The sequence below is a fragment of the Microbacterium sp. SZ1 genome (genome assembly GCF_002362255.1).
Classification (GTDB): Bacteria; Actinomycetota; Actinomycetes; order Actinomycetales; family Microbacteriaceae; genus Microbacterium.
In genome coordinates, this window is the sequence record NZ_LPVV01000040.1 from 174063 (window position 1) to 186423 (window position 12361).

Sequence of the window (12361 nt, forward strand, 5' to 3'; positions counted from 1 at the left end):
CCCGGTTCCCCTCGTGCGCATCGACGTCGTCTCGATCTTCCCGTCGTACTTCGACGGTCTGACCCTCTCGCTGCTCGGCAAGGCCCGGAGCACCGGTCTGCTCGACCTGAACGTTCACGATCTGCGCGACTGGACCCACGATCGGCACCGCACGGTCGACGACACCCCGTACGGCGGTGGCGCCGGCATGGTCATGAAGCCGGAGCCGTGGGCCGCCGCGCTCGACGACCTCGTGGCGATCGACGCGTCGGTTCGACCGACCATCATCTTCCCCTCTCCCGCAGGCGAGGTGTTCACGCAGGCCTCGGCGCGCGAGCTGAGCGGGAGCGACCACCTCATCTTCGGATGCGGGCGCTACGAGGGCATCGACGAGCGCGTGTTCGAGTATGCGGCGACACGCGGCGAGGTGCGGCTGATCAGCCTCGGCGACTACGTGCTGAACGGGGGAGAGGTCGCGACGATGGCGATGATCGAGGCCATCGGCCGACTGATCCCCGGCGTGGTCGGCAACCCCGAGAGCCTCGTCGAGGAATCTCACGAGGACGGTCTGCTCGAGTACCCGTCGTACACGAAGCCCTCCCTGTGGCGGGACCGGCCCGTGCCCGAGGTGCTGCTCAGCGGCAACCACGCCGCCATCGCCGCGTGGCGGCGCGAGCAGCAGTTCGATCGCACCCGGCTCCGCCGTCCCGATCTGCTGTCGGACGACGAGTCCTAGAGCATCCGCTCGCCGCGACGGTCGATCTCGAAGACCACTCCATGCGGATGCCGGAGCGCCAGCGCGCTCGAGGCATCCAGCCCGCGGAGCTCGGCGCGCAGCATCCGCCCGATCATCTCGTGGCTGACGATGAGCGGGGTGCCCGATGCGAGCCATCCGCAGGACGACAGCGCTCGGCGTGCGCGCGCACGCGCCTGCGCGTAGCTCTCGCCGCCGGGGAACGCCCAGCCGTAGCGGTTCGCTGCGCGTTCCTCCCTGGCGGAGGGAAAGCGCACGTCGATCTCGTCCCAGGTCATTCCCGCCATCCGCCCGTGATGGATCTCGGCGAGCTCCGGGATCTCGACGAGGTCGACTCCCAGCCGCTCGGCGATCACGGCGGCGGTGCGCAGAGCCCGCCCCAGCGGGCTGGAGCAGACGACCGTGACGTCCTGGCCGACGAGTCGCTCGGCTATGGATGCTGCCTGCCGCTCGCCCTCGGCGGTCAGAGGCGAGTCCAGCTGCCCGTGGAGCCGGTGCTCCAGATTCCACTCCGTCTGGCCGTGACGGGACAGGAGCACTCGCTCCGGCACGCGACGGTCCTGGGGAATCATGCCCCCAGGATGGCATAGGCGGTGCGAGGCGTCGACGGAGGGTCGAAGCGACGGACTGATACCGTCGGAGCATGGTCGATGAGGCGCTGGCGAGATCGTTCGAGGGCATCGGAGCGGATTACGACCGATACCGGCCCGGCTTCCCCTCGGTCGCGGCGGATGCCATCGTCCCTGGCCACGTCGGGGTCGCTCTCGACCTGGGAGCCGGTACAGGGAAGTTCACCGAGCATCTGGTGGATCGCGCCGACCGGGTCATCGCTGTCGAGCCGTCGGCCGCCATGCTCGAGGTCCTTCGCGAGAAGCTGCCCACGGCGGAGGCTCTCGAGGGCAACGCCGAGCAGATCCCTGTCGAGGACGCGGTCGTCGACGTCGTGGCGGTGGCGCAGGCGTTCCACTGGTTCGACCGCGTGCGAGCCTGTGCGGAGATCGCGCGGGTGCTGCGGCCTGGTGGAACGCTGGGCCTGCTGTGGAACCGCTCCGATCCCTCATGCTCGTGGGACACGGCGGCAGCACGCGTCATCCACCCCGCCGTGGGCGACGATGACGAGACGACCGGCAGCACCTCCGAGGAGTTAGCCGGATTCCGTTTCGAGCGCCTCGAGACGTTCCACTGGAGCGAGCCGATCACGCGCGACGATTACCTCGCACGGTGGTCGACCGTGAGCACGTTCCTCGTCGCCCCTCCATCAGGGAAGGCGGCGATGACGGCAGCGATCGAGGAGATCCTGGAGGCGGATGCCGCGACGCGCGGTCTCGACGGCTTCGAGCTGCCGCATCTGACCGACGTCTACCTCTACACCCGGGTATGAGGATCTGGTCGCTGCATCCGCAGTATCTCGATCGTCAGGGGCTGGTGGCGTGCTGGCGGGAGACCCTGCTCGCGCAAGCCGTCCTGGCGGGACGCACTCGCGGGTGGGACAGGCATCCACAGCTCGAGAGGTTCCGAGCAGCGCCCGACCCGCTCGACGCGCTCGGCTCCTACCTCGAAGCGATAGCCGTCGAGGCGGATGAACGCGGTTACCGCTTCGACCGGAGTCGCATCGACCGTGCTGCAGCACGTCAGGCCGATGCGCTCTCCGTCACCACGGGGCAGCTCGCCTTCGAGTGGGGCCACCTCACCGCGAAGCTCGCCGTGCGAAGTCCCGACCTCCGCGAGCTGTGGTCGGGCGTGACGACGCCCGAGCCTCACCCGCTGTTCCATGTGCTGGACGGACCCGTCGCCGGGTGGGAGCGGGCGTCGGCCGAGGACTGAGCAGCGGTGTCAGTCCACTCCGAGGAACGAGCGGTCGGTCAGCACGATCGGGCCCTCGGCCGTCACCGCGACCGTGTGCTCGGAGTGCGCGCCGCGTGAGCCGTCGACGCTGCGCAGCGTCCACCCGTCCGGATCGGTGACCAGTTCGTCGGTGGTCGCGAGCAGCCAGGGCTCGAGGGCGAACACGAGTCCCTCGCGCAGCGGGAAGCCGCGTCCGGCTCGGCCGTCGTTCGGCACGTGAGGGTCGCCGTGCATGATGCGACCGACGCCGTGGCCGCCGAAGTCGGTGTTGATCGAGTACCCCTCGCCGTGGGACACCGCCGCGATGGCGGCCGAGATGTCGCCGATGCGGTTGCCCACGGTCGCCGCATCGATCGCGGCGGCCAGAGCGCGCTCGGTGGTGTCGATGAGTCTGAGGTCTTCATCGCGCGGTGTTCCGACGACGAAGGACACCGCCGAGTCGGCCACCCAGCCGTCGACGGACACCGCGAAGTCGAGGGAGACGAGGTCGCCGTCGCGAAGCGTGTAGTCGTGGGGGAGTCCGTGCAGGACGGCATCGTTCACCGACGTGCAGATCACCTTGCCGAACGGGCTCGCGCCGAACGAGGGGTGATAGTCGATGTAGCAGGACTCGGCGCCCGCCTTGCGGATCATGTCGTGCGCGCGACGGTCGATCGACAGGAGGTTCGTGCCGACCTTCGTGTCATCGCGCAGCGTCGCCAGCGTCTCGGCGACGAAGCGTCCTGCCGCGCGCATCTCGTCGATCTCGGCGGGGGTGCGCAGTTCGATCATCGGGTGTCCTCTCGTCCTTCCCATTCTCCCTGATCGGAGCGCCCGCGGACCGCACGCGCTCAGAGCGAACACCCCGGACGTGCACGGCGTGCCGTCGTACCATCGAGGTATGTGGTTGCGTCAGGCGTTCTTCCGGTGGTTGCTCCCGGCCGCGTTCCTGCTGCCACTGTGGCTCCTCGTCGGATGGGGCGTGTTCCAGGGCGGGTGGGCGATCCTGTGGGTCCTGTTCATCGCCGTGCCGTCGGTGTTCCTCGGGCAGCTGCTTCTCACCCTTCTCACCCGGTCTCGTCCGTCGGTGCGTGCCGAGCGAGCCGTCTCCTGGTGGGATGTCGCCGGATTCACCGTCTGGCACGGCCTCACCATCGCCGTCGGGCTCTTCATCGACGGGGCGTTCGGGTGGCTCCTCACGGCGGCGATCGTCGTCGGAATCGCATTGATCTGGCTCCAGCTCTGGCAGCTCTGGAACGAGGCGAGGGGAAGCGGTGCGCGCATCCGGGAGACCATCAGCTGGTCGACCATCCCGCGCGTCGACGAGCCGACCTCCACGAGCCGGGCGCGTGAGGTCATCGTCGTCCGGGAGACGGATCAGCGCGACGCCTGACGGGTGAGCGCCGCGTTTTGGCGGTGTGCGGCATCCGTGGCAGAATAGTTCCTTGTGCCGTGACCGGCTCTGCCTCAGGGGAGCCCGCGGACGCTTCGGCGCCGTTCAGCACACACCTTTCTTGTTCCTTCCGAAATCATGCATCCGACCTGTGGCGAGTGCAGAGAGAGACGATCATGCAGATCCTCGACGCCGTCGACGCGGCTTCGCTCCGTTCCGACATTCCTGTCTTCCACCCCGGTGACACGGTCAACGTGCACGTCAACATCACCGAGGGCAGCCGCTCCCGTATCCAGGTCTTCAAGGGCGTCGTCATCGGCCGCCAGGGCGACGGCGTTCGCGAGACCTTCACGGTCCGCAAGATCAGCTTCCAGGTCGGTGTCGAGCGCACCTTCCCCGTGCACTCCCCGGTGATCGACCACATCGAGGTCGTCACCCGCGGTGACGTGCGTCGCGCGAAGCTCTACTACCTGCGCCAGCTGCGCGGCAAGAAGGCGAAGATCAAGGAGAAGCGCGACAACTGACGCGCACCGACTTCAAAGCACCCCGGGACACGATGTCCCGGGGTGCTTTGTTCTCCCCGGGGTGTGCGACCCTTGGTAGTGCCGCGTGCGCGCGGTGCGACTCTGTGAAGGAACCTGATGACGACTGACTCCGCCGCCGCATCCACGCCTCGAACACGACGGCGCCGCGGATTCCTGATCTTCCTGCGAGACGTGCTGATCATCATCGTCATCGCCGCCCTCGTCTCGTTCGTCGTGAAGACCTTCATCGTCCGCTCGTTCTTCATCCCTTCGGCGTCGATGGAGCGGACCCTCATGGTCGACGATCGGATCCTCGTCGACGAGCTGACCCCGCGTTGGACCGACTACGAGCGCGGAGACGTCGTGGTCTTCAAGGATCCGGGTGGGTGGCTCGAGGGGCAGCCGCAGACGCCCGCACAGCCACCGCTCATCCAGGCCGTCGACTGGGTTCTCACCGTCGTCGGCATCTCGGCGTCGGACTCGCAGGACCACCTCGTCAAACGCGTCATCGGGCTGCCGGGGGATCACGTCGTGTGCTGCAACGCGCTCGGCCAGATCACCGTCAACGGCGCTCCCATCGACGAGCTGGACTACCTCGACCTCCCTGAGGGTGACACGGCGGCCTCCAACGAGCCGTTCGACGTGGTCGTGCCCGATGACTCCATCTGGGTGCTCGGAGACAACCGCGATCGGTCGCGCGACTCCCGCGCGCATCAGGACCTCCCCAGTGGCGGTTTCGTGCCCCTCGACAACGTCGTCGGCAAGGCGTTCTTCACGACCTGGCCGCTCGACCGCATGGGTACGATCGACGGTCACCACGACAGCTTCAACGGGGTGCCGGAGGCGGAATGACCGTCGTCGCACCGAAGCTCACGCTCGAGCGCAGACTCCTGACCGAGGAGTGCGAGCTGATCATCTCGCTCGACGAGGTCGGCCGTGGAGCCCTCGCCGGCCCCGTGGCGGTCGGCGCAGCGGTGATGGATGCCAAAGGCGCACGCCGACGCGTCCCGGAGGGCCTCCGCGACTCGAAGCTGGTGACGGAGAGACGGCGTCCCGACGTCGCGGCCCGCGCGGCAGCGTGGGTGCAGGCCTCAGGGGTCGGATGGGCGACGGCCGCGGAGATCGATCAGGTCGGCATCATGCGGGCTCTCGGTCTGGCAGCGTCGCGGGCTGTGCAGAGCGTGGTGGAGCAGGGCGTCGCGGTGTCCAACGCGCTCGTGCTCCTCGACGGCAACCATGACTACGTCTCCGCCGTGCATCCCGTGCCGCTGCGGGTGCGTTCGGTCGTCAAGGCCGACCGCGACTGCGCCTCGGTCTCGGCGGCGTCCGTCATAGCGAAGGTCGCGCGAGACACATACATGACCGAGCTGCACGTCGACCACCCTCCGTACCAGTGGGATCGGAACAAGGGGTACGCGAGCGTCGAGCATCGGGACGCGATCCGTTCGCTCGGGCTCTCGCCCCACCACCGGTCGTCCTGGTCGATCGCCGACGCGCCAACCCTGTTCTGAGCGTGCGACGACTGCCCGCGCCGACTCTAGGATGGACTCATCATGGATGAGGAAGCATTCGACGACTACGACCGCGAACTCGAGCTGGCTCTGTTCCGCGAGTACCGCGACGTCGTCTCGCAGTTCCAGTACGTCGTCGAGACGGAGCGGCGGTTCTATCTCGCCAACGAGGTGAACGTGGTCCGTCGTGACACCGAGCACGACTTCTACTTCGAGATCTCCATGAGCGACGTCTGGGTGTGGGACATCTACCGGGCCGACCGCTTCGTCAAGGCCGTGCGGGTGCTGACGTTCAAGGACGTCAACGTGGAGGAGCTCCAGCGCCGCGAGTTCGAACTGCCTCAGGAGCTCTCGCTCGACGGCGAGTGATCACTCGGCACGCGTCCTCCCTATTGCGTGTGTGATCTGTTCTGCACGCGTGATCTCCTCTGCACGGGAGGCGGAACAGGGGAGTTCTCCCGGATAGCCGCCTTTCGCGGGATGCGTCGGCGGAGAACAGACACGTCGGGCGACAGGCTGTCGGCATGGCAGCGAAAGACGAACTCGGCAGGGCGGGCGAGCAGCGCGCCGCACGATACCTTCAGAACCGCGGATACGAGATCCTCGCTCGGAACTGGCGGTGCTCCCAGGGGGAGATCGACATCGTCGCGGTCACATCGGGATGGCTCTGCGTCGTCGAGGTGAAGACACGCACGTCGGCGGCCTTCGGGCACCCCCTCGATGCGATCGACTCCCGCAAGCTCGGGCGGCTGTGGCACCTGGCTTACGCGTGGATCGCCGCGCATCCCGACCGTGCGCGCGGGCTTGGTTTGCGCGTCGAGGCGATCTCGATCGTGGGGGCGGATCCCGCCTCAGGTGAGATCGAGCACCTGGTGGACCTCTGATGACGATCGCACGGACCTGGGCGGTCGCGCTGACCGGGGTGGACGGGCACCTCGTGGAGGTCGAAGCGGATCTGTCGAATCAGACACCGGACTTCCGCATCATCGGCCTTCCCGACAAGTCGCTCGGAGAGGCGGTTCAGCGCGTGCACAACGCCTGCAAGAACTCCGGCCTCGATCTTCCGAGGCGCAGGCTCACCATCAACCTCTCGCCGGCGAGCCTGCCGAAGCAGGGATCCTCCTTCGACCTGAGCGTGGCCGTGTGCGCCCTCGCCGCCGGGGGAGCCGTCGACGTCCGGTCGATCCGTCGTACCGTGCACATCGGCGAACTGGGGCTGGACGGGCGACTGCGCCCTGTACCCGGAGTGCTCCCCGCGGTCCTCGCGGCAGCGCGCGCGGGATTCGACCGCGTGGTCGTTCCGTCGGCGAACCTGAGCGAAGCCGTGCTCGTGCCGGGGGTCGAGGTGCGCGCCGCCGTCTCGCTCGCAGAGGTGGCCCTGTGGCACGGAGCGGACGTCGTCGTTCCGGAGCTCGATCCGGTCGAGCACCCGCCTGTCGTTCTCCCGGACAGCGATTCGCTCGACCTCGCCGACATCGTCGGACAGCACGACGCCGTGGAGGCGCTCGTCGTGGCGGCGGCCGGGGGCCACCACATGCTTCTCAGCGGACCCCCGGGTGCAGGCAAGACCATGCTCGCGAGGCGACTTCCGGGCATTCTCCCTCCCCTCACCGACGAGGAAGCGCTGGACGTCGCCTCGATCAGATCGCTGTGCGGCGAGAACGTGCGGATCCTCGACGCGGTCGCTCCGCTCGAGGCGCCGCATCACAGCGCATCGGTCGCCGCTCTCGTCGGGGGCGGTTCGCGTGCGGCGCGTCCCGGGGCGATCGTCCGAGCGCACCGCGGCGTGCTCTTCCTCGACGAGGCAGCGGAGTTCTCGCGCGTTGCGCTCGACGCTCTGCGACAGCCGCTCGAGTCGGGCACCATCGAGATCAGCAGGTCTGGATTCACCGCGCGCTTCCCGGCGCGATTCCAGCTCGTCATGGCCATGAATCCGTGTCCGTGCGGCAACTACGGGGTACGAGGGGCCGAGTGCGTCTGTCCCTCGGCGGCCATTCGCCGATACGCGTCGCGGCTCTCCGGTCCGCTGCGCGACCGTGTCGACATCGAGCTGCAGGTGGCGCGTGTGACGCCTGCGCGAGCAGTGGCCGGGGCGCCGGCGCTGACGAACACCAGAGACGCCGCGGATCGAGTCGTGAGAGCCCGCGCCCGAGCTGCGGAGCGTTGGCAGGGAACGCCGTGGTCGAGGAACGCCGAGGTGCCCGGGAGTCGGTTGCGTCAGATCGACGTGCGGATCCCTTCGGATGCGCGCACAGCCCTGGACCGCGCTCTCGAGCGAGGGATGCTGACGCTGCGCGGCTACGACCGCGTGTTGCGGCTCGCGTGGACGATGGCCGACCTTGCCGGACTCGATCGGCCAGGGCGGGAGCAGGTCGGACGAGCCCTCTACCTGAAGCGGGGGTACGTCGCATGATCGACGACCTGCTCAGGGACGAATCGATCCGCGAGAGTCTTGCGCTCCTCAGGGGACCCTCCGCGAACGCGGAAAGGACCTCGCAGGAGGTGCTGGCGCGAGTCGCGTGGTCCGTTGTCACCGAGCCCGGCGACGGGGTCGCCGGCGCGCTCGTGGCGGAGATGGGCGCGGCGGACGCCTGGCAGACCATGGTGCGAGGAGTGATGGATGGGCTCCTCTCGCCTCGTCCGGACGGCCGGGCACTCCGTGAGGGTCTCGCGCGCTGGCGTCCGCGCTTGTCAGCCGGCGCCGTCGCGTCTGCGCTGCGGGATGCCGCGCACCTGGGGGCGCGACTGCTTCTGCCCGGGGACGACGCGTGGCCGACGCCGCTCGACGACCTGGAGGTCCACACGCCCTTCGCGCTGTGGGTCAGGGGAGATGTCGCCGCTTTGCGCACGGCGGAACGGGTGGGGATCGTCGGAGCGCGAGCGGCCACCGCCTACGGCGAACAGGTGGCGGGCGAGATCGCGGGCGACCTCGCGGCGACAGGTGTGGCCGTGGTCTCCGGCGGCGCGTACGGCATCGACGGCGCCGCTCATCGTGCGGCCCTCGGCGTCGGCGGCACGACCGTCGCCTTCCTCGCCGGTGGTGTCGATCGAGCCTACCCGCAGGGACACCGCGATCTCCTGCAGCGGATCGCGTCGGCGGGGGCGGTGGTGAGCGAGGTGCCCTGCGGGACCGCGCCGACGAAGTGGCGCTTCCTGTCGCGCAATCGGTTGATAGCCGCGCTCGGCGACGCGACGGTGGTCGTCGAGGCGGGGTGGCGGAGCGGATCGCTGAACACCGCGGGCCATGCCGCCGCCCTCGGACGTCCGCTGGGTGCCGTGCCGGGTCCGGTGACGTCTCCCGCGTCGGCCGGATGCCATCGACTGCTGCGAGAGTACGACGCCCGCTGCGTGACCACTGCGGGGGAGGTGCGCGAGCTGTGGCGTCCGTCGACGGATGCCACATCGGTCGGGTTCCGTGACTCGCCGGAGCAGACCAGACTCCTCGACGCCATGAGTGCGCGAACGGGGTGGGATGCCGATGAACTCGCCCGCCGCAGCGGTATCGCGCCGGCATCGGTGCGCGCACTCCTGGGCGCTCTCGAACTGGAGGGTTCGGTGCAGCGGACCGAGCACGGGTGGAAGCGACGGACCACGGGCGAGCGGCGGGAGTGATCCGGGCGCTGCCGTCCCCATCCGGGCAGCGGCGAGGCTGACGCGGGAAGGGGGAAGTCTGCGGCAGGCTTTCCCCATGGAGCTCAGCGCGGCCGCGTCGGCATTCGTCGATCACCTCGATCGGGTGCGTCGGCTGTCTCCCGCCACCGTTCGGGCGTACCGCTCCGACCTCCGTGATCTCTCGGCGACACTCGGACAGGCGGCGGTCGATCAGGTGACCTTGGAAGACCTGCGTGACTGGCTGTGGGCGGCGACGCAGAGGGGTGACGCCCGCTCGACGCTCGCCAGGCGAACCGCCGCCGTCAGGTCCTTCTTCGCCTGGGCGCAGGAGCAGGCGCTCATCGGGCACGACCCGAGCCTCCGCCTGGTCGCACCCAGGCGCGGACGCACCCTACCTACCGTGGCGTCGAAGGACTCCATGACGGCGCTCCTCGATGGACAGCGAGCAGCCGCGGCGAGCGGCGACCCGATCGCGCTGCGAGACCATGCGATCCTCGAACTCCTGTACGGCGCCGGTATCCGGGTCTCGGAGCTGTGCGGCCTCGACGTCGACGACCTGGACCTCGACCGCGGCACCGCGCGCGTGCTCGGCAAGGGCGGGAAGGAGCGGGTCGTTCCCTTCGGCGCACCTGCTCGCGACGCGGTCGGCGGGTATCTCACCCGCGGACGTCCGGCGCTCGCAGCAGGAGCGTCAGCGACGTCGCCGGCGCTCTTCCTCGGCGCGCGTGGCGGCCGGGTCGGGCCACGGGCGGTGTACACGCTGGTGGCGGAGGTGCTCGCCCCTCTCGTCGGAGCGGAGACCGTCGGGCCGCACGCTCTGCGCCACACGGCGGCCACCCACCTGCTCGACGGTGGAGCCGACCTCCGCGCCGTGCAGGAGATCCTCGGCCACGCCAGCCTCGGCACGACGCAGATCTACACCCACGTCTCGTCGGAGCGGCTCGCCGCCACCTACCGTCTGGCTCATCCCCGGGCCTGAGCCGGCCGACCGGGATCATCCGTCGTCGCAGCACGGCAGCAGCACTGCGCGTGCTACGTCGCCGAACAGCAGCAGCGGATTCACGTACTCGCCCCGAAGGCGGACGCCGACATGCAGCGTGCCGGCGACAGCATGGCCTCCGACACCGACCGTCCCGATGACGTCACCGCCCCTGACCGCCGTGCCCGGAGCGAGGTCCGACGTCAGCGGCTCGTAGGAGGATACGAGCTGGTCCGCGTGCTCGATGGTCAGCACGGGCCGATCGACGACCACTCCGCGAAAGGCGACGACGCCATCGGCGGGAGCGCGCACCTCGGAACCGACGTCGGCGCGGAGGTCGATGCCGCGATGTCCCGCACCGTACCGGTGGGCGGGAGCGCGATACGGCTCGACCACCTCGTGCGGTGCTTCGACGGGCCACTGCCATCGCGGGTACTCGCCGTGATCGGGCGGGGCCGATCCGTCGCCGGCGGCTCGACCCGGTTGGAAAAGGAGGAGGAGCGCCATCACGAGCAGAACGGCGAGTGCGAGTCGGTGTCTCATGTCGACAGCTTGCGGTGCGGCGCATACGACGGGTCGGAGAACTCCGGGACCTGCCGACCGCGGGGGAGAACCCGTCTCGTCCGTCCGTCGTGGAGGAGGAGTGACGCCGGGCGATCCTGTATGCTGGAGGAGCACCTCGATATCGGGGTGACTACGCGTGCCCACAGCGACTCCGGTCGCGGCATCCATTCCCACAGGTCCCGTTCTCGAACGGGCGGGAGTGCGCCGGGCGCCAGGGAATCCGATCGTCCGATCGGTTCGACAAACCTCAACGGCGTGTTCTCGCGCCAGAACCAGGAGACGACCATGGCTGTGGTCACCATCCGCCAGCTGCTCGACAGCGGCGTGCACTTCGGACACCAGACCCGTCGGTGGAACCCGAAGGTGAAGCGCTTCATCCTCACGGAGCGCAGCGGCATCCACATCATCGACCTGCAGCAGTCGCTGGGCTACATCGACAAGGCCTACGACTTCGTCAAGGAGACGGTCGCGCACGGCGGCACCATCCTCTTCGTCGGCACCAAGAAGCAGGCGCAGGAGATCCTCGCGGAGCAGGCGACCCGTGTCGGCCAGCCCTTCGTGAACCAGCGCTGGCTCGGCGGCCTCCTCACCAACTTCTCCACGATCGCGAAGCGTCTCGCCCGCATGAAGGAGCTCGAGGAGCTCGACTACGAGAACCCCGCCGCATCGGGCTTCACCAAGAAGGAGCTGCTGCTCAAGAAGCGTGAGCTCGACAAGCTGCACAAGTCGCTCGGCGGTATCCGCAACCTCACCAAGACGCCGTCCGCCCTCTGGGTCGTCGACGCCAAGCGCGAGCACCTCGCGATCGACGAGGCCAAGAAGCTCGGCATCCCGGTCATCGGCATCCTCGACACGAACGCCGACCCCGACGACTTCCAGTACCCGATCCCCGGCAACGACGACGCGATCCGCTCCGTCTCGCTGCTGACGCGCATCATCGCCGACGCCGCGGCCGAGGGCCTGCAGCAGAAGCACAACCCCGAGTCGGGCGACGCCGAGCCGCTGGCCGAGTGGGAGAAGGAGCTGCTCGCGACCCCCGCCGAGGAGGTCACCGAGGCTGAGACCGCTGAGACCCCCGCCGACGCCGCAGGCGCCGAGGCTCACGACGAGGCGATCGCCGCCGCTTCCGGTGAGGAGACCGCCGAGGTCGCCGCCGCCGAGGCAGCAGACGCCAAGTAATTCCGCGACCACCACACACATCACGAAGCAAGGAGCCACCAC

The 12361-nt window shown here is 69.0% G+C and carries 16 protein-coding genes; 13 read left to right on the top strand and 3 right to left on the bottom strand.

All coding sequences use genetic code 11. The features are described from left to right. The first annotated feature begins 13 nt into the window (after nucleotides 1–13). Complete coding sequence (gene trmD, locus AUC47_RS14910; RefSeq protein ID WP_096715972.1) at nucleotides 14–715, top strand: tRNA (guanosine(37)-N1)-methyltransferase TrmD; 702 nt, start codon at nucleotides 14–16, stop codon at nucleotides 713–715. Here the strand turns inward: trmD and AUC47_RS14915 are convergent. Further along, nucleotides 712–1305 carry a histidine phosphatase family protein gene (locus tag AUC47_RS14915; RefSeq protein WP_256999607.1) on the bottom strand — a complete coding sequence of 198 codons (594 nt, stop codon included), beginning with the start codon at nucleotides 1303–1305 and terminating at the stop codon, nucleotides 712–714. The genes trmD and AUC47_RS14915 overlap by 4 nt on opposite strands. A gap of 71 nt (nucleotides 1306–1376) precedes the next feature. Here AUC47_RS14915 and AUC47_RS14920 point away from each other — a divergent pair, with 71 nt between their 5' ends. Then, entirely contained in the window at nucleotides 1377–2114 is a 738-nt protein-coding gene (locus AUC47_RS14920; protein WP_096715973.1) for a class I SAM-dependent methyltransferase, read from the top strand. Then, on the top strand, nucleotides 2111–2557 hold the full coding sequence (locus AUC47_RS14925; RefSeq protein ID WP_096715974.1) for a pyrimidine dimer DNA glycosylase/endonuclease V: 447 nt from the start codon (nucleotides 2111–2113) through the stop codon (nucleotides 2555–2557). Before AUC47_RS14920 ends, AUC47_RS14925 begins: the two co-directional genes overlap by 4 nt. Before the next feature lie 9 nt (nucleotides 2558–2566). Here AUC47_RS14925 and map read toward each other — a convergent pair whose 3' ends face one another. Beyond that, nucleotides 2567–3349 (bottom strand): type I methionyl aminopeptidase, encoded by a 783-nt coding sequence (gene map, locus AUC47_RS14930; protein ID WP_096715975.1) that lies wholly within the window; start codon nucleotides 3347–3349, stop codon nucleotides 2567–2569. A gap of 109 nt (nucleotides 3350–3458) precedes the next feature. On the opposite strand from map, the gene AUC47_RS14935 reads away from it, so the two are divergent. The 9 genes from AUC47_RS14935 (at nucleotide 3459) to AUC47_RS14975 (ending at nucleotide 10576) form a co-directional block, all read left to right on the top strand. Next, nucleotides 3459–3950 carry an MFS transporter permease gene (locus AUC47_RS14935; protein WP_096715976.1) on the top strand — a complete coding sequence of 164 codons (492 nt, stop codon included), beginning with the start codon at nucleotides 3459–3461 and terminating at the stop codon, nucleotides 3948–3950. 176 nt (nucleotides 3951–4126) lie between these two features. Next, complete coding sequence (gene rplS, locus AUC47_RS14940) at nucleotides 4127–4474, top strand: 50S ribosomal protein L19 (RefSeq protein ID WP_096716150.1); 348 nt, start codon at nucleotides 4127–4129, stop codon at nucleotides 4472–4474. A gap of 117 nt (nucleotides 4475–4591) precedes the next feature. Beyond that, entirely contained in the window at nucleotides 4592–5326 is a 735-nt protein-coding gene (gene lepB / locus AUC47_RS14945) for a signal peptidase I (protein WP_096715977.1), read from the top strand. Further along, the gene (locus AUC47_RS14950) at nucleotides 5323–5985 is read left to right on the top strand and encodes a ribonuclease HII (RefSeq protein WP_096715978.1); all 663 of its coding nucleotides are present in this window, start codon (nucleotides 5323–5325) and stop codon (nucleotides 5983–5985) included. Before lepB ends, AUC47_RS14950 begins: the two co-directional genes overlap by 4 nt. Before the next feature lie 42 nt (nucleotides 5986–6027). Then, nucleotides 6028–6354, top strand: a complete 327-nt coding sequence (locus AUC47_RS14955; RefSeq protein ID WP_017204525.1) for a DUF2469 family protein — start codon at nucleotides 6028–6030, stop codon at nucleotides 6352–6354. A gap of 155 nt (nucleotides 6355–6509) precedes the next feature. Beyond that, entirely contained in the window at nucleotides 6510–6869 is a 360-nt protein-coding gene (locus AUC47_RS14960) for a YraN family protein (protein WP_096715979.1), read from the top strand. Then, nucleotides 6869–8398, top strand: a complete 1530-nt coding sequence (locus tag AUC47_RS14965; RefSeq protein WP_096715980.1) for a YifB family Mg chelatase-like AAA ATPase — start codon at nucleotides 6869–6871, stop codon at nucleotides 8396–8398. Before AUC47_RS14960 ends, AUC47_RS14965 begins: the two co-directional genes overlap by 1 nt. Next, nucleotides 8395–9597 (top strand): DNA-processing protein DprA, encoded by a 1203-nt coding sequence (gene dprA, locus AUC47_RS14970; protein WP_096715981.1) that lies wholly within the window; start codon nucleotides 8395–8397, stop codon nucleotides 9595–9597. The genes AUC47_RS14965 and dprA overlap by 4 nt, the downstream gene beginning before the upstream one ends. Before the next feature lie 76 nt (nucleotides 9598–9673). Beyond that, on the top strand, nucleotides 9674–10576 hold the full coding sequence (locus AUC47_RS14975) for a tyrosine recombinase XerC (protein ID WP_096715982.1): 903 nt from the start codon (nucleotides 9674–9676) through the stop codon (nucleotides 10574–10576). A gap of 15 nt (nucleotides 10577–10591) precedes the next feature. On the opposite strand, the gene AUC47_RS14980 is transcribed toward AUC47_RS14975, so the two are convergent. Further along, nucleotides 10592–11119, bottom strand: coding sequence for a murein hydrolase activator EnvC family protein (locus AUC47_RS14980; protein WP_256999609.1), 528 nt, complete (start codon nucleotides 11117–11119; stop codon nucleotides 10592–10594). Nucleotides 11120–11425: 306 nt separating this feature from the next. On the opposite strand from AUC47_RS14980, the gene rpsB reads away from it, so the two are divergent. Beyond that, on the top strand, nucleotides 11426–12319 hold the full coding sequence (gene rpsB / locus AUC47_RS14985) for a 30S ribosomal protein S2 (protein ID WP_096715984.1): 894 nt from the start codon (nucleotides 11426–11428) through the stop codon (nucleotides 12317–12319). Nucleotides 12320–12361: the final 42 nt, after the last annotated feature.